We start from the raw sequence: 22,085 nt of genomic DNA on the forward strand, positions 1-22,085 counted from the left end.
GCCCGGATATCGCTGTCGGCCGAGCGGAAGCGGCCCGGTCGAGGTGCGGCAAGAGCAAGTGCTGTCTACCGGCCCGGTCTCCCGCGTTCCCATCCACTCAGCCACTATCGGGGCGCTTCCTTGATCGTGGTCCGAGCCCGGATCGTGGTCCGAGCCCGCCCGCCGCCCGTCGGCGTATTCTCCTGCATGGAGAAATCCTGACCAGCTCGGATTCGCCGAATCGGTCGACGTCGGCGGCTGACGTAGCCGCGACCGGTCCGCGGATCGGCCTGCCGCCATGAGGAGACGTCTTGGCTACCGACCAGAGCTTGCTGCACCGTTTCGTCATCTCACAGTTCGATGCGGCCGGGCTCGATCGCGCGCAGCTGATCCGCGATGCCGGGGTCCCGGATTGGTCGATGACCGGCCAGGACGTGCATCTGCCCAGTGCGGTGTTCTCCCGGCTGTGGGAGATCGGCGAACATCGCCTCGGCCCGGACGTCGCCTTGCAGGTCGCTCGTCGCTACCAGCTGTCCAGCCTGGGCTTGTACGACTACCTGTTCGCCTCCGCACCGACGCTGGGCGCCGGGTTGGCCACCTGTGGGCCCTACGTCACCGCGGTCACCACCAATCACCGGTTCGACCTGGTCGCCGAGAACGAGCACGAGGCCACCCTCTATCTCGAGATGTTCGACGGTGACGGCCGGGGCCGGGATCACACCCAGCTGTGGGGATTGTCGGCGGTCCTGAGCCGTGCCCGCCGGGTCGTCGACGATCCGTTGAACCCCGTGCGCGTCTCGCTGCGCCAGGCCGCTCCCCCGCACATCGACAGCTTCCGGGAGGTGTTCGGTTCCGCCACCGTGGAATTCGACGCACCCACCGATTCGATCACCTTCCGCACCACGGACCTGGAGCTACCGCTGACGACCGCGGATCCGGTCCTGGCCGACGTTCTGCAGCCGCTGGCCGCCGCGCTGCCGCCTCCGCCGACGCTCGACGCGGCCTGGCCCGAACGGGTGGCCGAGGCCTTGGCGAAGGCGATCGAGGCGGGGGAGGTCTCTCTGCACAGTGTCGCCCGGATCCTCACGATCAGCCCCCGGACGCTGCAGCGACGGCTGACCGAGGCGGGCACCACCTGGCGGGCCGAGCTGGACCGGGCTCGCAGCGCCCGGCTATCGCAGGTGTCGGCGACGGGGTCGCTCAGCGGCGCCGAGCAAGCCGAACTTCTCGGCTACTCCGACGCGGGCTCCTTACGCCGGGCGGCCCGGCGGTGGTCGGCGGCGTCCCCGCCGACCCACAGCCTCACACCCTGAGGTAGGTCGAGGCGATCCGCCAGAAGGTTTCCCGTTCCATCAGATGGAAGTCCCACCCATCGGCGATGTCCCGGAACGCGGTGACGATCCCGGCTACGTCGAAGTCGTCCCGGGTTGCCGTCCCCTTCGCCTCCAGCGCGGAAATCACGTAGGCGATGGCACTCTCCCTCGTCACCGACACCGCACGCTCCCCTCGTTCGCACACCGATCCCTAGGCAACGTAAGTCTCGAATTCCTCCGGGACCGCGGCAAGGACAGAACGCGCCAATCCCCGTGCCGAACGCGCCGATCTCCCCGCTCGGCTAGCTCAACGTCTGCAGGGCCGCCGCGTCGTAGGGCTTCAGTTCGTCGATGCGGCCCGCCAGGACCTTGGCCGCCCACTCCGGATCCTGGAGCAGGGCGCGGCCGACGGCGACCATGTCGAATTCGTCGCGCTCGAGCCGGTCGAGGAGGTTGTCGATACTGCCGAGCTCGGCGCCCTCACCGGTGAAGGCGCGCAGGAAGTCGCCGTCGAGGCCGACCGAACCGACGGTGATGGTCGGCCTGCCGGTCAGCTTCTTGGTCCAGCCGGCCAGGTTCAGGTCCGAGTCGTCGAACTCCGGGAGCCAGTAGCGGCGGGTGGAGGCGTGGAAGGCGTCGACACCGGCCGCGGCGAGCGGGGCCAGGATCGCCTCGAGCTCCTGCGGGGTCTCGGCCAGGCGTGCGCGGTAGTCCTGCTGCTTCCACTGGGAGAAGCGGAAGATCACCGGGAAGTCGGGCGAGACGACCGCCCGGACCGCGGCCACGATCTCGGCCGCGAACCTGGTGCGCGCCACCGGGTCACCGCCGTAGCTGTCGTCGCGGCGGTTCGTGTGCGCCCACAGGAACTGGTCGAGGAGGTAGCCGTGGGCACCGTGCAGCTCCACGCCGTCGAAGCCGATGCGCTCGGCGGCCGCGGCGGCCTCGGCGAAGGCGGCGACGACATCGTCCAGGTCACCCTGGGTCATTGTCTTGCCCGCACCCTCGGTGCCGTCGGCGCCGATCCCGGAGGGGCCCATGGCCGGGGCGTCGGGGTAGGGCTGCTCGCCCTGGTTGCGGACCATGCCGATGTGCCACAGCTGCGGCACGATCGTGCCACCGGCCGCGTGCACGTCCGCGGCGACCTCGGCCCACCCCGCCAGCTGCTCCTCGCCGTGGAACCGCGGGACCCGGTCGCTCTGCCCGGCCGAATCATGGCCGACGTAGGTGCCTTCGGTGACGATGAGGCCCACACCGGCGGCGGCGCGCCGCGCGTAGTACGACCGCACGTCCTCGCCCGGAACACCGCCCGGAGAGAACATGCGCGTCATCGGCGCCATCACGATGCGGTTCGGGACGGTCAGGCCGTTCAGGGTGACGGGCCGGGCCAGGACCTCGGCCGTACGGGCGACGTCGGACGCGGTGACGATCACGGGGTGCTCCTCAAAGTCACTTGACAATGTCGATGGTTGAGAACTTCAAGCAATAGGCCACACGGTAGAGGTAATTATTTGAGATGGTCAAGTTTCTGCGGATAAGGTGGTCGCATGACAGAAGCGCCCCGTGTCGACACGGCCCAGCTCATGGAGCTGCTCTCGGTGTCCCTCGGCGTCTACTACGGGGACTTCACCGCGGCGGCGGCGAGTGAGAACCTCACCGCGAGCCAGGGCAAGACGTTGACGGCGCTGCGCCGGCGGCCCATCGCGATGCGGGTCCTGGCCGAGGCCCTGGCCTGCGACGCCTCCAATGTCACCGGGATCATCAACCGGCTGGAGAAGCGTGGCCTCGTGCGCCGCGAAGCGAGCCCCTCCGACCGACGCGTCACCTATCTCGTCATCACGCCCGAGGGCGAACGGGTCACCGACGCGATCCGGGCGAAGATGCAGGTCACCCGCGATGGCCTGGACAGCCTCGGCGAGCAGGACCGCGACCGCTTGTACGCGCTCCTCGAACGAGTATTCCACTCCCGCACCACCACTCGATCGGAGTGAAATAGGAGCGCACGTTCTCCTCCGGCGTCGGCGGAAAATCGGTCGCGCTCCGGAACGTCCGGTTGCTACCGTGCATCCATGAAGGTCAGATCACGCTTCGCCGCCGCGGCCGCACGGGCTCTCAGCTCGCCGGTCGCTGCCGCCTGACCTTCTTCTCCCCTGCCGGCGACCGGAAACGGTCCGCTGGCGTGCGTCGGTCTCGGTACCCGGACCTGCCATGGGCGGTCGCTTCCGGTCGATTTCCCATCGATGGAGCACCCACCATGAGCACCACGGACCAGACCGCTCAGACCTTCCTCGACTTCTTCCGCGAACGCGGGCACCAACTCACGCCGAGCGGATCGCTCATTCCCGCAGCGGGGGATCCGGTGCTGCTCGACGAGCAACACAAGTTCGATCTCCCGCTCCAGCGCGGACGAAACGTCTTGTCCCACAGCCAATTCACCAGACCGCTAACCGACGAGGGACCGCTACCTCCACGACACCCACGGCTTGCCCCGCGACCTCGTGATCTACCTGCATACCGAATCCGATATCGGATGACGCGCTTCGGGACATCGGCGAGCAGGCCCAGCTGGGCAAGGGAGCGCCGGGCATGATCCGGCGATGAATGCCACGCAGGGCGCGACCCGGAAGGTGATCGCGCCCTGCCCGGGACGAAACGGTCAGCGGGTGGCGATAATCGCCGAGCCGTGACCGAAGAGGCCTTGATTCACCGCGATTCCCGCGCGCGCGTCGTCGACCTGGCGGCCCTCGGCCTGACCGCGCAACTGCCAGGTCAGCTCGCAGACCTGGGCGATCGCCTGCGCGGGAATCGCCTCGCCGAAACAGGCCAGCCCGCCACTGGGATTCACCGGCACCTGACCGCCCAAGGTCGTCGCGCCACTGCGCAGCAGCTTCTCCGCGCCGCCCGTCTCACAGAGCCCGATGTCCTCGTACCAATCCAGCTCCAGCGCGGTCGACAGGTCATAGACCTCCGCGAAGGACAGATCCGAAGGTCCGAGCCCGGCCTCTTCGTAGGCGGCGTACGCCACGGCGGAACGGAACTCGCGCGACGGAGCCTCGACGGCCACGGCGGAATCCGTCGCGAAATCCGGCAGATCGAGGACGGTTTTCGGGAACGTCGGCGTGACCGTCGACAGCGCCCGGATACGGACCGGATCGGCGATGCCGTGCCGCTTCGCGTAGTCCATCGATGTCAGCACCAGCGCGGCACCGCCGTCACTGGTCGCGCAGATGTCGAGCAGCCGCAGCGGGTCCGAGACGATCGCCGAGGCGGCGACCTCCTCGGCCGTCACCTCCTTGCGGTAGCGGGCATACGGGTTGTTCAGGCCGTGCCGGGCATTCTTCACCTTGACCGCGGCGAAATCGTCGAGCGTCGCGCCGTGCAACGCCATGCGCCGACGGGCATACAGCGCGAAATAGATGGGGTTCGTCGCGCCGAGCAGGTGGAACCGCAACCAGTCCGGATCGTCGCGGCGTTCGCCACCGACCGGCTGGAAGAAGCCCTTCGGGGTGGTATCCGCGCCGACCACCAGCGCCACGTCACACAACCCGGCCAGAATCTGGGCGCGCGCGTTGGCGATGGCCTGGGCACCGGAGGCGCAGGCCGCGTAGCTGCTCGAGATCCGCGCTCCCGTCCAGCCGAGGGCCTGGGCGAAGGTCGCGCCCGAGACGAATCCGGGGTAGCCGTTGCGGATCGTGTCGGCGCCGGCGATATAGCCGACATCGCGGTGGTCCACACCGGCATCGGCCAGCGCCGCGCGCGCGGCGACCAGCCCGTACTCGACGAAATTGCGGCCCCACTTGCCCCACTGGTGCATGCCCGCACCGAGGACTGCGATATCGCGATTACTGGTCTCGGTCATCGACCGGCCTCCACATCCACACCGTGTGTTCCGCTTCCTCGTCCTCGTACAGCACGCCGAGAGTCAGTTCGACCGGCATGCCGACCGCCAGGTCGTCGACGGTCAGGCCGCGCACGACCTGCCCGAGGATCACCATCTTCTCGACCTCGAGTTCCACGGCCGCGACGACATACGGCTCGAACGGATCGGTCGAGACATAGGGCGGGGGTGGCTTGTAGCGGGCGTCCGCGTACGACCAGATCCGGCCACGGGTGGAAAACAGGTACTCGACGAGCTCGGAGCCGTCTCTGGGACCCGTACACTGCGGATTCCGGCAGGCCAGCGCGTTGCGTGGGAAATACGGTGTGCCGCAGGCAGTACAGCGACTCCCCTGCAGACGCACCGTGCCGTCGTCCGCGGTGAACCAGTCGGCCACGGCAGGGCGTTGTTCTTTCTGCACGAGCCCGACGGTATAGGAACACGTTCTACTTTGGGGCGGGAATCCGCTTCACCGGCACATCGGCGGAGGTACGGTGAGACCGGATTGAGGATGCGCAGACATTCTCGAGTCGAGCTGGAGTACCACAACGCGATGGGCACCGAAGTCATTGAACCGCAGTCGATCCGCAACGTCACGATCGTCGGGGATCCCGAGGAGACGGCCCGGGTCGTCCACCGGCTGACCCGCCGATTCCCCGCGACCGGGTCCGACACCGCGGCCACGGTCCAGTGGACGACGGACCACATCGTCCACACGATTCGGCTGGCCGAGCTGTCGAGCCACGCCCCCATCGCGACGCTGGAACGCTCCCTCCGGCTGGCCGACGGGGTAGTCGCGGTCATGAACGCCGCGGCGCGGCGCGCTCCCCGGCTCGAGACGATCTTGCGGGTCGCCGACGACCACCAGGTCGCGCGACTGTGCCTGGTGACCGGGCTCGACCATCCCGGCGCGGACTTCGACCGGTGCCTCCGCACGATCGCCGACACCCACGGGGCGGTGCCGTTGACGCTGCAGATACCGCACGGCATCGGCACGAAGTTCGAAGGCGTCATCGATCTGGTCCCGATGTGGGCACTCGAACCCCTGGCGGCCGAGTTCTACGGCAGCCTGTGGAACGTCGCCGAACAGCGGTATCGCAGCCTTGTGAGCACAGTCATGGACCAACAGGACGGCGATCTCCGCCCGCGAGAGATCCCGCCCGAGCTGCTGTACGACCGCGTCCGGGGCCTCACCCACATCGGCGAGGCCGCACCCGTCCTGTGCGATGCCGCCCCGTGGGATGACGTCGCCCCGTTCCTGGACGCGATCATCCGATATCTGCCCTCTCCGATGCATGTCTGCCAGCCGGAACACGCCCTCGACTACTGAGCGGGGCCGACCGCGCCGCACTACTGGACCAGCTTGCCGAGGATGCCCCGCAGCGCGGCGCGCTCATGGTCGGTGAGTCCGGCGAAGAAATCGTCGGACTCCTTCGTCCGGGCCGCGGACAGTGTGTCGAGCGTTCGCGTGCCCTGCGCGGTCACCACCACGAGAGTCGCGCGGCGGTCTGTCGGATCGGGCTGCCGGGTGACCAGGCCGGCCTGTTCGAGCACGTCCACCACCTCCGTGGCCGACCGGGGGCTGATCCGCAACGCGTCGGCGATGGCCGAGAGCCGGAGGCCGTCGTGCTCGCCGGCCACCCGCAGCGCGCGTGCCTGATGCGGGGTCAGCCCCATCGGCGCGTAGGCCGCGGCCCAGCGTCGGCGGAGCGTCCGGGCCACCTGCATCAGGAGGTCGCTCTCGTTGTCGGGCATAAACCGGCCTCTCGATTCGTTTGCGCTACCAGATAGTGAGGTAACCTCAGCATAACCCGAGGGGGTTCCATATATGGCAGACCAAGACTCTTTCCGCGGCGGCCGCACCCGCCGCCCCGACCCGGCCGACCGCGCACAACTGCGCGAGTCCCCCGTGTCCCTCCGGCGGATCGCCGCGCTCTTCGCGCCCTACCGGCTTCGGCTCAGCCTGCTGACCGTTCTGATCGTGGCCGCTTCGACGGTCAGCCTCGCCTCGCCGTTCCTGCTGCGCATGGTGATCGACGACGCGCTGCCGCACCAGAACATCTCGCTGCTGCTGTGGGCCGTCGGCGGCATGCTCGCCGTCACCGTACTCACCGCCGTGCTCGGCGTCGGCCAGACGCTCATCTCCACCACCGTCGGCCAGCAGGTCATGCACGCCCTGCGCACCGACGTGTTCCAGCACCTGCAACGGCAGTCGCTGGCGTTCTTCACCCGCACCCGCGGGGGTGAGGTCCAGTCCCGCCTGATCAACGACGTCGGCGGCATGCAGTCCGTGGTCACCAGCACCGCGACCGCGATCGCCGGCAATGTCACCACCGTGGTCGGCACCTCGATCGCGATGGCCGTGCTGTCGTGGCGGCTCTCGCTGCTGTCACTCGTGGTGCTGCCGCCGGCCATCTGGCTGACCCGGCGCGTAGCGCTGCTACGCCGCGACATCACCGCCCAGCGCCAACGCCACCTCGCCGACCTGCACGGTCAGGTCGAGGAGGGACTCTCGGTGAGCGGCGTACTGCTGGGCAAGACCCTCGGCACCGGCCCCCTGACCTCCGCGCACTTCGAGCAGACCTCGCACGACCTGGTCGACCTCGAAGTGCGCTCCCAGCTCGCCGGTCGCTGGCGAATGGCCACGATGAACATCGTCTTCGCGGCGATCCCCGCTCTGCTCTACCTCGCCGCCGGCTTCCCCGCGACCAGCGGCGGCATGACGATCGGCACCCTGGTCGCTTTCACCGGCCTGCAGGCCGCGCTCTTCCGGCCGCTGATGAGCCTGCTCAACGTAGGTGTCGAAGTCACCAGCTCGATGGCCTTGTTCAGCCGGATCTTCGGCTACCTCGACCTACCGATCGAGATCGACGAGCCCGCCCAGCCGATCGACCTCGACCCGCGCGATGTCGTGGGCGAGGTCCGGTTCGAGGACGTCAGCTTCCGCTACGACGCCGCCGGCCCCGAGGTGCTCGACGGCGTCTCGCTCGTCGTACCGCCCGGGTCGACCCTGGCCCTCGTCGGCGAGACCGGCTCCGGCAAGACCACTCTCGCCTCGCTCGTCGCCCGCCTCCACGACGCGACCGGCGGCCGGGTCACGATCGACGGCGTCGACGTCCGCGACCTGGAGCTCGGCACCCTCGCGCGCATCGTCGGCGTCGTGTCGCAGGAGTCCTATCTGCTGCACACGACCATCCGCGAGAACCTCCGCTACGCCGAGCCCGACGCCACCGACGCCGAGATCGAGCGCGCCGCGCGCGCCGCCCAGATCCACGAGCTGATCACCTCGCTCCCCCAGGGCTACGACACCGTGGTCGGCTCACGCGGTCACCGGTTCTCCGGCGGTGAGAAGCAGCGCATCGCCCTGGCCCGCACCCTGTTGCGCGACCCCCGCGTCCTGGTGCTCGACGAGGCCACCAGCGCCCTCGACAACGAGACCGAGCGGGCGGTGCAGGCCGCCATCGACGTCGTCGCCCAGGGCCGCACGGTCATCACCATCGCGCACCGGCTGAGCACCATCCGCGACGCCGACCAGATCGCCGTCCTCCACCACGGCCGGGTCGTCGAACTCGGCGACCACACGACCCTGGTCGACGACGCAGGGCGCTACGCCCGGCTCAACGGCGCCGCCGAGGCCGCGGCAGCCTGAGTCGCAGAAGGACGCGACGACCAACTGTGAACTGTCCCTGAGACTTCGCGCTTCAGGGCGAAGCGCTGCGATTCCGCCTAACGTCTCCGCCAGCACAGGAAGTAGCTGGAAGGTGGCGGTAGACGTGGCGAGTACGCAGGCGAAGCTCGAGGAATTGGCGGACATCCTGGCGATCGCGGCGGAACCCGCCGGCGAGGCCGGTGTCGCCAAGCGGGCGAAGAAGGGCATTCCCAGTGTCCGTCAACGTCTGCACATGCTCCTCGACCCGGGCACCTTCGTCGAGATCGGCGCGTTCGCCCGCCAGCCCGACCAGCCCGATGCCCTCTATGGTGACGGGCTGGTCACCGGCCGGGGACTGATCCACGGACGGCCGGTCGTGGTGATCGCCCACGACCAGACCGTCTACGGCGGATCGGTCGGTGTCACCGCGGCCCGCAAGTTCATGCGCGCGTTGAAACTCGCCTTCGACAACGCCTGCCCGGTGGTCACGATCAACGACTCCGGCGGTGCGCGGATCCAGGACGCGGTCGGCTCGATCGCCTCGTTCGGCGACATCTCCCGGGTGCTGGAGAAGCTGTCGGGATATGTCCCGCAGGTGTCGATCATCCTCGGCAAGTGCGCGGCGGGTTCGGTCTACGGGCCGATCAACACCGACGTGCTCATCGGCACCAGGGATTCCTACATGTTCGTCACCGGGCCGGAGGTGATCAAAGCGGTCAACGGTGAGGACATCACCGCCGAGGATCTCGGCGGCGCCGAGGTGCAGGCGCAGCGCGGCACCCTGCACCACATCACCGACACCGAGCAGCAGGCCTACGACTGGGCCCGCAACTATCTGAGCTACCTGCCGACGAGCTGCCTCGAACAACCACCGATCGTCAATCCCGGACTGGAGCCGGAGATCACCGCCCACGACCTGGAACTCGACTCGATCATCCCGGATTCCGATCGTGCGGGCTACGACATGCACGACATCTTGCTGCGCCTCTTCGACGACGGCGAATTCCACGAGATCCGCGCCCTGTTCGCCCCGAACCTGATCACCGGATTCGCCCGGGTCGACGGCTGTCCGGTCGGTGTGATCGCCAATCAGCCACTGGTGCTCGGCGGTTCGATCGACGCCGCCTGCTCCGACAAGTCGACCTACTTCATCCGGCTCTGCGACGCGTTCAACATCCCGCTGATCTTCGTCGTCGACACCCCCGGCGTGCTGCCGGGTCTCGAGCAGGAAGCAGCCGGGGTGATCATCCGCGGCGGCCGCGTCCCCCGCGCGATCATCGAGGCGACGGTGCCGATCATCAACCTGGTGGTGCGCAAGTCCTACGGCGGCGCCTACGGCATGATGGCCGCTCGGCAGGTGGGTGCCGACATCAGCTTCGCCTGGCCGACCGCCCGCATCGCGGTGATCGGCGCCGAGAGCGCCGTCGACCTCATCGGCAAACGCCAGCTCGCCGCGGTGCCCGAGGAACATCGCGCCGCCGCCCGCGATTTCATGATCAACCAGTACAACGAAACGGTCGCCACCCCGTGGATCGCCGCCGAACGCGGCTACATCGACGCCGTCATCGAACCGTCTCGCACCCGCCTCGAAATCCGCCACGCCTTGCGCCTGCTGCGCGACAAACCCCCGGTCACACCCGAATTCAATCCACGCAAACACGGGATCTACCCGATGTGAACTCGGCGATCGCGCGCTATCTGTCGCGCGCCTCGGCCAAGGGCCGGGCGGAGCCCAGAGTTCTCGTGGTCAGCACCATCGCCGCGGCGAGACCGATCGAGCCGGCGAACGCGAGTGGCAGTGAGGAAGTCAGGGTCACCAGCCCGACAAGGAAGAACACGCAGGTGGCCAACATGATGATGGTGCTGGTCAGATCCATGCTCCGCGTACTCGGTGTCCGATTACGTGAGTTGGTCATACACAGAGGGTTGACCACATTACCCGTTGCCAAACCGTGATAATCGAATCGTCAAGTAGCAGGTGCGGCAGATTTCCTCGATGGGGAGCAAGGCCAGGATCGACAACGACGGCTGTTCGGATCGGCCGTGGGCATCCGGGTTCACCCGATTCGGGTGAGGCGCGCGGTCTGGCGCCGGCGCACGATTCGCCTATGGGCATCGGGCGCTGTCGGCCACCGTGCGCAAGGCCCGCATTCCGACCTTCACAGACCAGGAGATTCCGGTGAAACTCGAAACAGGCGTCTATGGGATCGCATCGATCGCGGCGGTTCTGCTCATGACCGTGGCGTGCACCTCCGACGAGGACACATCCGCCCCGACCACCACCTCGACCACGCAGACCGACACCATGCGGAGCAGCATCGTCGCGACGGCGTCCTCGGCGGTGAGCTCGGTCCGCGACACCGTGCAGCAGACGGTGCAGGACGCGATCAACAAGGTCCTGGTCGCCGCACCGATCAATTTCGATCCGGGCAGTTCGGACCTCGGCACCACCGACACCGTCACGCTCAAAGCGGTGGCGGCCGCCTTGCAGGGCAACGACACCAAGATCGAAATCAAGACCTACGCCCAGGATTCGAATGTGGCCACCGCCAAATCCGTGGCCCAGGCTCGCGGTGAGAACATCGCGGCCGCGCTCGAGGCCGACGGCATCGACAAGTCGCGCATCACGGTGAAGTCCGACGCGAATCCCTCCGACCCGGAGATCAATGCCGATCAGGCCGAGATCACGGTCGTCGGCGGCTAGACGGGACGTCACCGGCGGCACTGCAGAAGTGCACGCGCAGCCCGACTCCCGCGGCGAGGAGCCGGCGCCGAGACTCCCCCCACCGGTAGCCTCGCGCCGGCTCCATCGTCGGCGCGGAGCGGCCCGGCCGCATGTCCGCCTGCGTGGAGAGGAACCGTTGTGGACGTACTCGTAGCCGGTTCGACCGGGTTCATCGGCCGGCGACTCTGCCCCGAGCTCGAGAAGTCCGGACACACCGTGCGGGCGATGACCAGGCACCCGGACAACTACCAGGGCGCGGGCACACCCGTCGGTGCCGACGTCGCCGACCGCGACTCGCTGCAGGTCGCGCTGCGTGACTGCGACAGCGCCTACTACCTGGTGCACTCGCTCGCGGAAGAGGACTTCGAGCGACGCGACGCGGCAGCGGCGCGGAACTTCGGTCAGGCGGCCGCACAGGCCGGAGTGCAGCGCATCATCTACCTCGGCGGGCTCGGCGACGACACCGATCGTCTCTCGGCGCACCTACGCAGCCGCAGGCAGGTCGAAACTCTGCTCGGCGACGCCGGTGTACCGGTCACGACACTGCGCGCCGGGATCATCGTCGGGCACGGTGGCATCTCCTGGGAGATCACCCGCCAGCTGGTCGAGCACCTGCCCGCGATGATCACCCCGCGCTGGGTCCGCACCCGCACCCAGCCGATCGCGGTCGACGACGTGATCCGCTACCTGGCTGGGGTGCTCGACGACCCACGAACGACGGGCCATACCTACGAGATCGGCGGTCCGGACGTGCTCGCCTACCTCGACATGTTGCGACGGGTGGCGCGGATCCAGGGACGGCCGATACCGATCGTGCCCGTTCCCTTGCTCTCACCGCGGCTTTCCTCCCGGTGGCTCGCACTGGTGACCGACGTCGATGTCCGGACGGGCCGGTCGCTCGTCGACTCGATGGTCAACGAGGTCGTCGTGCACGACACCACCATCCGTGACCTCCTGCCGTTCGAGACGATCGGCTACGACGAGGCGGTCCTGCGCGCACTCGGCGAGCGCGTCGGACTGCGGCCCGACACGTGAATACCCGCCCGTGGCTACGCAGGGTGGGGCCGAGTGAACGGCGTCCACGAACCGTCGCGGCCGTCGGCCTGGCCGGCACCGCGCTGCTGGGCGCCTCGCTGGCCGCATCGCCCGCGAGCACCCGCTTCTACGGCCTCACCCTCACCACGGCCGCCACCCTCACCCTCGGCGGTCTGGCCACGACACCGCCGCCCGTCGAGCCACGTGACCGGCGGGTACTCGTACCAGCGTCGACCGGCATCGCGGCGTTCGGAGTGTTCTACGTTTGCGCTCTGATCGCGCGACGAATCCCGTTGTTGCGCAAGGCGATCACGAATCTCCTGCGGTACGCGGATCGAGGGCGGACGCCGGCGGTGCTACTGACCGCGCTGGCCAACGGGGCCGCCGAGGAGGTCTTCTTCCGAGGCGCCGTCTACCACGCCGCGCCGCGCTGGCCCGTCGCCGTGTCCACGGGCGCCTACATTCTCAACACCACCGCGACGCGCAACCCGGCGCTGGTACTGGCCGCAGCGGTCATGGGCACACTGTTCGGCCTGCAGCGTCGGTACACGGGCGGGATCCGCGCCTCCCTGGTCGCCCATCTGACCTGGTCCACCCTGATGCTGCAGTTCATGCCACCGCTGTTTCTCGACCAGCGCGCGGCGACAGACGACGGCATGCCCGGCCCGACGTGACCGGCGTGGCGAAGCCGCCAGTTCGCGAGGACACTGTGAACGTAGCCGCCGACTCGTTCGGAGGAGGATAAAGAATGGCGAGCGGCACCAACGCGCTGACGTCACTGCTCGGCCAGTTCACTCGACAGCCCCGCCCCACGGCGCCCGAGGGCGCCACAACGGGCGAGACCGGCAGCGGCGTATGGGCAACCTACACCATCGACGATGCCGGCCGGGCCAGCGTCGACCAGGTCTTCCCGAACGAACTCGAGGCCCTACGCGCACACCGCGACAACACCGACGACCGCCGTTGCGTGCGGTTCCTGCCCTACGGAGTCCCGGTGAGCGTGCTGGACACGCCCTGAGCCACCGGACCACCCGGCAACCGACCTCCTCACGACTACGCCGAACAGCGGTGCGCCATTCCGGCTGCGCTCGTCGCCCCCGCGTGCCGTCTGGCAGTTGGAGTCGACGACAGCGATTGTCCTAAGGGACTGTTAGGAACCTCCCGCACGGCTTCCGTTCGGCCTGTGACAGGCGACACAGTGATCTCCGACGGCGCAAGGCCGCGCCGATAGAGGAGGGTCCAAGGTGACGACAACACAGGCCGGGGGTGAACGGCGAGTAGTGGCGAACGTGCTGCGTGGCTCGATCGGCAACCTCGTCGAATGGTACGACTGGTACGTCTACGCCGCGTTCAGCGTCTACTTCGCGAAGGCGTTCTTCCCCGACGGCGACCCCACCGCGCAATTGCTCTCCACCGCGGCGGTCTTCGCGGTCGGATTCATCATGCGCCCGATCGGCGGCTGGGCACTCGGGCGCTACGCCGACCGGTTCGGCCGCCGCGCCGCCCTCACCCTGTCGGTGACGGTGATGGCCGCCGGGTCGCTGATGATCGCCGTGACACCCGGATTCGGCACCATCGGCATCGCGGCCCCGGTCCTGCTGCTCATGGCCCGGCTGCTGCAGGGCCTCTCGGTCGGCGGCGAGTACGCCACCAGCGCCACCTATCTGTCGGAGGTGGCCTCCCCCGGCCGCCGCGGCTTCTACTCCAGCTTCCAATACGTGACCCTGGTCGCGGGCCAGCTCACCGCACTCGGTGTCCAGATCATCCTGCAGCAGGTGCTCACCGCCGAGCAGATGTACAGCTGGGGCTGGCGCATTCCGTTCCTGATCGGCGCCGGCGGCGCGATCGTGGTGATGCTGCTGCGCCGCGGCATGGACGAATCCGACTCGTTCAAGGCTGTCGCGGGCTCCGCCGAGACCACCGCGGCAGCCGTGGGCAGCTCGCGCGGTTCGCTGCGGGTGCTGTTGCAGTACCCCAGGGAATGCCTGCTGGTGGTGGGCCTGACCATGGGCGGCACCGTCGCGTTCTACACCTACACGACCTACATGCAGAAGTTCATGATCAACACCTCGGGCATCTCCAAGGACACGGTGGCCTGGATCAACTTCGTCGCGCTGCTGTTCTTCGTGGTGCTGCAGCCGATCGCCGGCGGACTCTCCGACCGGGTCGGTCGCCGCAAGCTGCTCATCTTCTTCGGCGTGGCAGGCACGCTGCTGACGGTGCCGATCATGTCGGCGCTCGCCCACACGGCCAACCCGTTCGCGGCCTTCGGCCTGATGATGACCGCGCTGGTGATCGTCACCGGTTACACCTCGATCAACTCGATCGTGAAGGCCGAGCTGTTCCCCACCAAGATCCGAGCGCTCGGCGTCGGCCTGCCGTACGCGCTCACCGTGGCCGTGTTCGGCGGTACCGCCGAGATGATCGCGCTGGCGTTGAAGAAGGCCGGTCTCGAGTCGCTGTACTTCTTCTACGTCGCCGGGTGCGTCGCGATCTCGCTGCTGACCTACTACTTCATGCGGGAGACGTCGGCCGAGTCGACCATCGACGCCGAAGACGTCGTCGAGGCCGAGCCGGTCGAGCCGGAGCCGACGATGGCCGCCGTGCGTGGCTGACCGTCCGGCACCCGCGCCGGTCCTGCCCCTGTGGGAGGATCGGCGCGTGCGGCTTGCGGTGGTCGAGGACGACGACGGAGTGGGTGATGCCCTGGTCGAGGCGCTCACCGCGCGCGGCTACCGGGCCGAGCGCCTGCGCCGCGGCGCCGATCTGCTCATCGCCCACCGCGGCTACGACGCGGTCCTGCTCGACCTCGGACTGCCGGACGCCGACGGACTGCAGGTGCTGCGGCAACTGCGCGAGGTCAGCGCGATCCCGGTGCTGATCCTGACCGCCCGCAGCGACGAACGTTCCATCGTGCGCGGCCTGCGTGGCGGCGCGGACGACTATGTGGTCAAACCACCACGCATCGCCGAGCTGATGGCGCGGCTCGAGACCGTGCTGCGCCGGGCCGCCGCCGTCGCACAGCAAGCCAGGGCCGAGGTCGTCACCGGGGATGTCCGAGTGGATCTGCGCGCCCGTGTGGTCGAGGTGGCCGGAACCCCGATCGCGCTCACCCAGAAGGAATTCGAGCTGGTCGAGGTGCTGGTGGAACGGCCGGGTGCGGCGGTGAGCAGGCAGCAGCTGATGGACCGCATCTGGGGCGACGCCTTCGTCGCGGTCTCCCGCTCGCTCGATGTCCACATGACCGGGCTGCGCGCGAAGCTGAACCGGCCCGGGCTGATCACCACCATCCGCGGCTACGGATATCGGTGGGGCGAGTGACCCCCGGAGGACGCGCATGCGGCGCAGACTGCTGAGCGCGCTCACCGTCTTCGCCGCGCTCGCGGTGCTGGCGTTCGCGGTGCCGTTGTCACTGACCGCCGCCACCAGCCGAACCCAGCAATTGGTGCTCGGCCGGTCCGGCGACGCCGATCGTTTCGCCACCCTCGCCGACGCGGCCGGGTCGGCAGGTGGGGTGCGGGCACTCGCCGACGAGGTCACCCGCTATCACGAGCTCTACGGGGAGAACGTGCTCGTCGTCGATGCGCGAGGAACGCCGATCGTCGACGCCGGAGTCGCGGTGGACGATCCGCGGATCCGGGCCGCGGTGGCCGCGGCCCGGCGTAACCAGCGCCCGCAGCAGGTGGACCGGCTGACGCCGTGGAGCGCGCCGGTGATGCTCATCGCGCGTCCCGTCGGCACCGGCGTCCAGGTGAACGGTGCCGTCGTGATCGAGGCGTCGACCGCGGCGGCACGCTCGGCGATCGCCCGGATGTGGGCGCTGATCGCGGTCGGGGCGCTGGGCGCGATGGTCGTCTTCGTGCTGCTGGCGCTCGTACTGAGCCGCTGGGTACTGCGGCCCCTGGCCGCCATGTCGGACGCGGTCGCCGAACTCACCGCGACGCTTCCGAAGCCACGCGGCCGCGCCCCGATCACCAGGCGGTACGGCGGCCCACCCGAGGTCCGTGCCCTCGCCGAATCCGTCGACGCGATGGCCACCGCCGTCGCCGATTCCGCCGACGCGCAACACCAGCTCGTCGCCGACACCGCCCATGCCATGCGTAACCCCCTCGCCGCCTTGACGATTCGGCTCGACTCGCTGGAATCCGCCGTCCCCGGCACGGCGGCGGCGACCTTTCGCGGCGCCACCGCCGAGGTGGAACGGCTGACCGCGCTCCTGGACGACCTGCTGCAGCTGGCCGTCGCCGAGGCACCCGCGTCCTTCGGTGCTGCGGCATCCGCCGAGGAGCACTGCGATCCGGCGCAGGTCGCGGCCGACCGCATCGACGCGTGGATCCCGGCGTTCGACGAAGCGGGAATACGGCTGACGACGACCGACCACTCCCCCACGAGGTCTGTTCGCGCTCCCGCGCCAGGCGCTGATCGCGTCGTGGCCGCGATCAGCGCGGCCGCTCTCGCCCAGATTCTCGATGTGGCCCTGAGCAATTCGTGCCGATATGCCGGATCGGGAGCGCACACGGTCGTCGGCGTCTCGACCGGTCCGGACGGGGTGACGGTACGGGTCGCCGATGACGGGGCAGGTGTCGCGCCCGGCGAGCTCGACCAGCTCACCGGCCGGTTCTTCCGTGGTTCGACGGCAGCCGCCGGCGGCACAGGGCTGGGGCTGTCGATCGCGCAGGCGCTGGCCAAGGCACGCGGCGGCGCGTTGACGGTCGAAGCGGTGCGCCCGCACGGTGTCGCCGTCGCGGTCCGCGTCCCCGCGGTGGCACCATGAGCGGCCCTTCGATCAGCCGTCGCCGGATACTGGCCCTGGCCGCGCTGGCGTCGGCGGGCGTGTTCGGTTGCGCCACAGACGAACCCGTCACAGTACGGCTCGCCTCCGGCGAAGACGGCGGCTTCTACTTCGCCTTCGCCCAGCTGCTGGCCACCGCCGCGGCGAGCGCTACCGACGACCTCCGCATCGAGCCGGTGGAAACCGCCGGCTCACAACAGAATCTGCGGATGATCGCCGAGGGCGAGGTCGACACCGCGCTGGCACTGGCCGACTCGGCGGGCGACTACGGCGGGCGTGTGGTGGCGCTGGGCCGGGTGTACGAGAACTACCTGCAGTTGGCGGTCCGCGCCGACAGCCCGATCACCCAGGTCACCGACCTGCGCGGGCGCCGGGTCAATCTCGGCGCTGCGGGCTCGGGCGCCGCGGTCACCGGTGCGCGCCTGCTGGGCGCTGCCGGTCTCGACTCCGCCGATGTCGTGGTCGAGCATCGCCCCCTGCGTGAGGCCGCGCAGGCACTGACCGACGGCACCATCGATGCGCTGCTGTGGGCCGGCGGCGTGCCGACCGCCGTGCTCAGCGTCCCCGACCCGATGCGACTGATCGACCTCGGCGCCTTGGCCGCGCCGATGCGGGAGGAGTACGGCCCCGTCTACGACCTCGTCGCCATCCCGGCCGACGCCTACCCGGGCAGCCCCGCGGTCCACACGATCGGCGTGGCCAACCTCCTCCTCGCCACCGCGACCCTCCCCGACGACACCGCCGCCGCCGTCGTCGACCTGCTGGTCCGGCACGCGGACTCACTCGTCCCCGCCGAGGCCGCGGGCGCCCAGTTCCTCGACGGCCGATTCCTCATCGGCACCGGGCCCATCCCCCTCCACCCCGGTGCCGCCGCCGTGTATCGCCGCTGGCACGGATGACAGAGCGTGTGCCCCGATTCTCGGCGCGGCACTGTCGGGCGGACCGCTGCGGGCACAGTCTGCACCGGTAGGTGCGATTTCCCTTCGAACGAAGTGAGGCGACCATGGCGGGCAAGTTCGAGATCTTCGCCGATGCGGCGGGCAAGTTCCGGTGGCGGCTCGAGGCAGGCAACGGCGAGATCATCGCCCAATCCCAGGCCTATGAGTCCAAGGAGGCGGCGAAGAAGGGGATCTCCTTGGGCTTGCAGTGGACTCGGGGCGAGCGAGCGCACAGGTGCTGGGCGTGGATCCCGCATGTCGCGTGAACTGACCACGTCCGGCTGACCTGTGAGGTTGTCATGAGGTGCTGTGGTACGGCGAATTCCGGCATAGGCGCGGGGCAGATAGCGAACGCGAACAGGCAGCATCGGCCACACGGCGCCGACAGCCCTGGCGAAGTACCGGAACACAAGGTCGTCACGGCGACGCCACGAAAGATCCAGGATTTCACGACAGCGCGGCGGCAACAGCGCCACGGCGAGCCAGAGATTGATCGCCATCACCGGCCGCCAGATCACCGACCACACCGGCTCTGGCACGCCGGGCGGGGCGGGAATCCGGCGGCGGTTCAAGGCGAACGCGAAATCTGTGGTCGGGTTGGCTTCGAGTTCGGTATCGATCACCCGCTCCCAGTACCGATGGAACTCGGCGTAGTCGGCAACCAACACGCGATCGGACAGTCCGTACATCCGCCACCAGGTGACCGACTCGGCGACGAGTTGATCCTTCTCGGCGCATCGGCGTCCGGCCCGGCGATGACGGCGCCGACACCGTCGCCGCGGTCATCGTGCGACTGGTGCACTCACTGGTCCTGATCCCGGCGGCACCGCCTTACCTGAACAGCGACGACGATCTTCGAGACTTCGCCACCCGCCACCTGATCCCCCTGCTACGTCCGGTCGAACCGACCACGCCGTAGACGGACACCGGCACACCTCGTTCCACGACACCACGATTGCGTGGACCCCAGGAAGCGGCAACGCCGTCGCCTCGATAGCGCGGACGTCCACCGACAGTGTTCGACGAAACCGATCGCGCAGGTCTGTTCGCCGGAACGCCTCGAATGACACAGGGGACAGCTGCCGGGTTCTACCATGACCCCATGCCAGTCACGATGAACAACGTCGGCATCGTCGTCGAAGACCTCACGGCCGCGATCGAGTTCTTCGCCGAACTCGGCCTCGAACTCGAGGGTCGAGCCATGGTGGAAGGTGAGTGGGCCGGACGCGTGACCGGGCTCGGCGACCAGCGCGTCGAGATCGCCATGCTGCGCACCCCCGACGGCCACAGCCGGCTCGAGCTCTCGCGGTTCCTCGAGCCAGCGGTGATCGCCGATCACCGGAACGCCCCGGTGAACGCCTTGGGCTACCTCCGCGTCATGTTCACCGTCGACGACATCGACGAGACGCTCACCCGCCTCGACAAGCACGGAGTGCAGCTCGTCAGCAGTGAAGTCGTTCGGTACGAGGACATCTACCGGCTCTGCTACGTCCGAGGTCCGGGAGGCTTGCTCATCGGGCTGGCCGAAGAACTCCGATAGTCGTTGCGGCCGTTCGCTATCCGGCGGCGCGTCGGAGAAAGTCCAGCGTGACACTTTCGAAGGCCTCTTTCGCCTCGATCATCACCCAGTGACCGCACTTCGGGAACACATGGACCTCGGCATTCGGGATGAGCCGCATGGGCGCGAGCATCATGTCGGGCGGGCTCTGCCGATCGTCGAGGCCCCAGGTCAACAGGGTCGGACACTGCACCTTGTGCATCATCGACCAGTACGGTGCACTGTTCGCGGCCATGGCCTTCTGCGCTTCGAAGGCTTTGGACCCGTACATCGCGGCCAGCGACGCATGGGAGGACGGGTCGATCGCGGCCTGCCACCGATCCTCGATCACTTCGTCGGTGACCAGATCGCGGTCGTAGGCCATGCAATTCAGCCACCGCACCAGTTTGTCCCTGCTGGGGTCATCCGCGAACTCCTGCAACAGACGCGTGCCCTCGCTCGGACCGGCACTGAAGATATTGGGCCCGACGCCACCGATGCACACCAGCCCGGTGACCCGTTCGGGCGCGTGTATCGCGAGATTGATGCCGACGACACCGCCCATGGAGTTTCCCACCATGGCGGCTGAATCGATGCCGAGACCATCCATGAACCGCAGCACCGCGGCCCCGGCGGCCAGGACCGGATGTGTTCCCTCGACGGGGTCGCTGATGCCGAAGCCCGGGAACTCGAGAATGTAGCAGTGGTAGTGCTCGGCGAAACGCGCCAGGTTGCCCCGGAAGTTCTTCCAGCCACTCACACCGATACCGGATCCGTGCAGCAGGATCAGCGGATCACCTTGGCCCGCTTCGTGATAGCGCAGCACTCCCGCATCGGTGTCGAGCTCCCTCGCCGTGCCTTCGTATGTGACATCCATGTTTACAGACTAGAACGTGTTACAGATTTTCGTGCGATCAGACAGCGGGCGAGACTGCGGATGCGCGGGAAGGCCGATCAGCGCACGGAGCGAATCGGCGCGACGGCGAGCGCGCCCAGCACCGAGAGCAGACCGCCGAGAACGAACAGTGCCGAGTAGCCGACCAGGCCGACCACCGCCGACGCCACGAACGGTCCGAGGATCTGCGGGCCCGCGCTGGCGATATTCAGCACGCCCATGTCGCGGGCGGCGTCCTCGGCCTTGGGCAGCACCATGGTGACCAGGGCGGTGTCCACGGCCATGAAGCAGCCGAAGGCCAAGCCGTTGAGCACGGCGAAGGCGAGCATGCCGCCCCAGGTCGGACTGAACACCGGAATCAGCAGTGCCACCGCGGCCAGCAGCGCGGAAATCGCCACGAAGGGTTTGCGCCGGTCCAGTCGATCGGACAGCACCCCGCCGACCACCGTCGACAGCGTCATTCCCACAGCGGAAATGGGCGCGAGGACGGCCACCGCGGTCGCGGCTTTCATCCCCTCCGGCAGCCGGATATGGTCCTGCAGAATATAGAGCTGGTAGCCGACCACACAGAAGTAGCCGAGAACGAGCAAGGCACGGCCGATGAACGCCCAGCGGAAATCGTGCTCGCGCAACACACTCAGGAACGCGGCAGCCTGCTCACGCAGGGGCACAGCATCTTTGGGTGGCATCCGCTGTTCGCGCGCACCGGCGGTGAACAGCACCGCGGCCACGGCGACCAGCACGCCCAGGGCGAGATAGCCGATGCTGTAACGGTCGGCGGCGACCGAGGCCAGCCCCACGCCGATCACGGTTCCCAGCGGGATGCCGAGACCCACTGCCGCCGAAGCCACTCCACGGCGCTCCAGCGGCACCCGATCCGGCACGACCGAGGTGATGGCGGCCTGATAGACATTCATGACCGCCTGCCCCACGCACCAGGCGATGGCCACCAGCAGCACCGTGTGCACAGTGCCGAGCAGCGCCATGGCGGCGACGGCACCGAGCCCGCCGGCGAGAATCCACGGATTGCGGCGGCCGGAGCGATCCGACAGGGCACCCGCGACCGGGTTGAACACGGTCGCGAAGACCGCGGCGACGCCGGCGACCAGCCCGAAGTTGGCGACTTTGTTCGCCGGATCGATGTCCTCGATCTGCAGGGGCAACAGCACACCGCCGACGCCGGAGTACAGCGCGTACATGGCGGCATTGCCGACGAACAGGAGGGGCAGCAATCCCTTGGTGGGAGTGCTCGAGACAGTGATAGCCACGGTGAAATCCAGGGTGTGAGAAGAGCGTGGAAATGAAGTACGCGCGGCTTCATCGAGGGTGATCGCAGTGCAGGCCCGTC

23 protein-coding genes and 2 pseudogenes are annotated in these 22,085 nt (G+C 68.5%); 16 read left to right on the forward strand and 9 right to left on the reverse strand.

Annotation, left to right across the window (positions count from 1 at the left end; translation table 11 throughout):
* Nucleotides 1–290 precede the first annotated feature (290 nt).
* The gene (locus NV348_RS34760) at nucleotides 291–1,292 is read left to right on the forward strand and encodes an AraC family transcriptional regulator (RefSeq protein WP_447150721.1); all 1,002 of its coding nucleotides are present in this window, start codon (nucleotides 291–293) and stop codon (nucleotides 1,290–1,292) included.
* Here the strand turns inward: NV348_RS34760 and NV348_RS34765 are convergent.
* Nucleotides 1,282–1,473, reverse strand: a complete 192-nt coding sequence (locus NV348_RS34765) for a hypothetical protein (RefSeq protein ID WP_447150722.1) — start codon at nucleotides 1,471–1,473, stop codon at nucleotides 1,282–1,284. The genes NV348_RS34760 and NV348_RS34765 overlap by 11 nt on opposite strands.
* Before the next feature lie 121 nt (nucleotides 1,474–1,594).
* The gene (locus NV348_RS34770) at nucleotides 1,595–2,722 is read right to left on the reverse strand and encodes an NADH:flavin oxidoreductase (RefSeq protein ID WP_447150723.1); all 1,128 of its coding nucleotides are present in this window, start codon (nucleotides 2,720–2,722) and stop codon (nucleotides 1,595–1,597) included.
* Between the two features lie 114 nt (nucleotides 2,723–2,836).
* Here NV348_RS34770 and NV348_RS34775 point away from each other — a divergent pair, with 114 nt between their 5' ends.
* Entirely contained in the window at nucleotides 2,837–3,280 is a 444-nt protein-coding gene (locus NV348_RS34775) for a MarR family winged helix-turn-helix transcriptional regulator (protein ID WP_447150724.1), read from the forward strand.
* Between the two features lie 665 nt (nucleotides 3,281–3,945).
* Here the strand turns inward: NV348_RS34775 and NV348_RS34780 are convergent.
* Nucleotides 3,946–5,148, reverse strand: coding sequence for a lipid-transfer protein (locus NV348_RS34780; protein ID WP_447150725.1), 1,203 nt, complete (start codon nucleotides 5,146–5,148; stop codon nucleotides 3,946–3,948).
* Nucleotides 5,132–5,587: a Zn-ribbon domain-containing OB-fold protein gene (locus tag NV348_RS34785; RefSeq protein ID WP_447150726.1), complete on the reverse strand. Its 456-nt coding sequence runs from the start codon at nucleotides 5,585–5,587 to the stop codon at nucleotides 5,132–5,134. Before NV348_RS34785 ends, NV348_RS34780 begins: the two co-directional genes overlap by 17 nt.
* 90 nt (nucleotides 5,588–5,677) lie before the next feature.
* Between NV348_RS34785 and NV348_RS34790 the strand changes: the two genes are divergently transcribed.
* Nucleotides 5,678–6,496 (forward strand): GTP-binding protein, encoded by an 819-nt coding sequence (locus tag NV348_RS34790; protein ID WP_447150727.1) that lies wholly within the window; start codon nucleotides 5,678–5,680, stop codon nucleotides 6,494–6,496.
* Between the two features lie 20 nt (nucleotides 6,497–6,516).
* Here the strand turns inward: NV348_RS34790 and NV348_RS34795 are convergent, their stop codons facing one another.
* On the reverse strand, nucleotides 6,517–6,921 hold the full coding sequence (locus NV348_RS34795) for a MarR family winged helix-turn-helix transcriptional regulator (protein WP_447150728.1): 405 nt from the start codon (nucleotides 6,919–6,921) through the stop codon (nucleotides 6,517–6,519).
* A 73-nt stretch (nucleotides 6,922–6,994) separates the two neighbouring features.
* Here NV348_RS34795 and NV348_RS34800 point away from each other — a divergent pair, with 73 nt between their 5' ends.
* The gene (locus NV348_RS34800) at nucleotides 6,995–8,815 is read left to right on the forward strand and encodes an ABC transporter ATP-binding protein (RefSeq protein WP_447150729.1); all 1,821 of its coding nucleotides are present in this window, start codon (nucleotides 6,995–6,997) and stop codon (nucleotides 8,813–8,815) included.
* A gap of 124 nt (nucleotides 8,816–8,939) precedes the next feature.
* The gene (locus NV348_RS34805) at nucleotides 8,940–10,493 is read left to right on the forward strand and encodes an acyl-CoA carboxylase subunit beta (RefSeq protein ID WP_447150730.1); all 1,554 of its coding nucleotides are present in this window, start codon (nucleotides 8,940–8,942) and stop codon (nucleotides 10,491–10,493) included.
* 16 nt (nucleotides 10,494–10,509) lie between these two features.
* Here NV348_RS34805 and NV348_RS34810 read toward each other — a convergent pair whose 3' ends face one another.
* Complete coding sequence (locus tag NV348_RS34810) at nucleotides 10,510–10,692, reverse strand: hypothetical protein (RefSeq protein ID WP_447150731.1); 183 nt, start codon at nucleotides 10,690–10,692, stop codon at nucleotides 10,510–10,512.
* Nucleotides 10,693–10,994: 302 nt separating this feature from the next.
* Between NV348_RS34810 and NV348_RS34815 the strand changes: the two genes are divergently transcribed.
* The 9 genes and pseudogenes from NV348_RS34815 to NV348_RS34855 all read left to right on the forward strand — a co-directional run bounded on the left by NV348_RS34815 (nucleotide 10,995) and on the right by NV348_RS34855 (nucleotide 18,571).
* Nucleotides 10,995–11,519, forward strand: coding sequence for an OmpA family protein (locus NV348_RS34815; protein WP_447150732.1), 525 nt, complete (start codon nucleotides 10,995–10,997; stop codon nucleotides 11,517–11,519).
* A 159-nt stretch (nucleotides 11,520–11,678) separates the two neighbouring features.
* Nucleotides 11,679–12,575, forward strand: coding sequence for an NAD(P)H-binding protein (locus NV348_RS34820; protein ID WP_447150733.1), 897 nt, complete (start codon nucleotides 11,679–11,681; stop codon nucleotides 12,573–12,575).
* A gap of 23 nt (nucleotides 12,576–12,598) precedes the next feature.
* Nucleotides 12,599–13,249 (forward strand): CPBP family intramembrane glutamic endopeptidase, encoded by a 651-nt coding sequence (locus NV348_RS34825; protein WP_447150734.1) that lies wholly within the window; start codon nucleotides 12,599–12,601, stop codon nucleotides 13,247–13,249.
* A 101-nt stretch (nucleotides 13,250–13,350) separates the two neighbouring features.
* Nucleotides 13,351–13,593: pseudogene (locus NV348_RS34830) on the forward strand (hypothetical protein); the annotation flags it as partial.
* A 226-nt stretch (nucleotides 13,594–13,819) separates the two neighbouring features.
* On the forward strand, nucleotides 13,820–15,190 hold the full coding sequence (locus NV348_RS34835) for an MFS transporter (protein ID WP_447150735.1): 1,371 nt from the start codon (nucleotides 13,820–13,822) through the stop codon (nucleotides 15,188–15,190).
* A 46-nt stretch (nucleotides 15,191–15,236) separates the two neighbouring features.
* Nucleotides 15,237–15,896, forward strand: a complete 660-nt coding sequence (locus NV348_RS34840) for a response regulator transcription factor (RefSeq protein WP_447150736.1) — start codon at nucleotides 15,237–15,239, stop codon at nucleotides 15,894–15,896.
* A 16-nt stretch (nucleotides 15,897–15,912) separates the two neighbouring features.
* Nucleotides 15,913–17,349, forward strand: coding sequence for a sensor histidine kinase (locus NV348_RS34845; RefSeq protein ID WP_447150737.1), 1,437 nt, complete (start codon nucleotides 15,913–15,915; stop codon nucleotides 17,347–17,349).
* Nucleotides 17,346–18,266 carry a TAXI family TRAP transporter solute-binding subunit gene (locus NV348_RS34850; protein ID WP_447150738.1) on the forward strand — a complete coding sequence of 307 codons (921 nt, stop codon included), beginning with the start codon at nucleotides 17,346–17,348 and terminating at the stop codon, nucleotides 18,264–18,266. Before NV348_RS34845 ends, NV348_RS34850 begins: the two co-directional genes overlap by 4 nt.
* A gap of 104 nt (nucleotides 18,267–18,370) precedes the next feature.
* Nucleotides 18,371–18,571: a YegP family protein gene (locus NV348_RS34855; protein ID WP_447150739.1), complete on the forward strand. Its 201-nt coding sequence runs from the start codon at nucleotides 18,371–18,373 to the stop codon at nucleotides 18,569–18,571.
* 126 nt (nucleotides 18,572–18,697) lie between these two features.
* Here NV348_RS34855 and NV348_RS34860 read toward each other — a convergent pair.
* Nucleotides 18,698–19,030 (reverse strand): annotated as a pseudogene (locus NV348_RS34860) (oxygenase MpaB family protein); the annotation flags it as partial.
* A 71-nt stretch (nucleotides 19,031–19,101) separates the two neighbouring features.
* On the opposite strand from NV348_RS34860, the gene NV348_RS34865 reads away from it, so the two are divergent.
* Both NV348_RS34865 and NV348_RS34870 read left to right on the forward strand, forming a co-directional pair.
* Entirely contained in the window at nucleotides 19,102–19,224 is a 123-nt protein-coding gene (locus NV348_RS34865; protein WP_447150740.1) for a hypothetical protein, read from the forward strand.
* A gap of 183 nt (nucleotides 19,225–19,407) precedes the next feature.
* A complete protein-coding gene (locus NV348_RS34870; protein WP_447150741.1) occupies nucleotides 19,408–19,845 on the forward strand; it encodes a VOC family protein in 438 nt (145 codons plus the stop codon).
* A gap of 16 nt (nucleotides 19,846–19,861) precedes the next feature.
* Here the strand turns inward: NV348_RS34870 and NV348_RS34875 are convergent, their stop codons facing one another.
* Both NV348_RS34875 and NV348_RS34880 read right to left on the reverse strand, forming a co-directional pair.
* The gene (locus NV348_RS34875) at nucleotides 19,862–20,719 is read right to left on the reverse strand and encodes an alpha/beta fold hydrolase (RefSeq protein WP_447150742.1); all 858 of its coding nucleotides are present in this window, start codon (nucleotides 20,717–20,719) and stop codon (nucleotides 19,862–19,864) included.
* A gap of 77 nt (nucleotides 20,720–20,796) precedes the next feature.
* Complete coding sequence (locus NV348_RS34880) at nucleotides 20,797–22,005, reverse strand: MFS transporter (RefSeq protein WP_447150743.1); 1,209 nt, start codon at nucleotides 22,003–22,005, stop codon at nucleotides 20,797–20,799.
* Nucleotides 22,006–22,085: the final 80 nt, after the last annotated feature.

It is taken from the genome of Nocardia fodinahabitans, assembly GCF_052983615.1.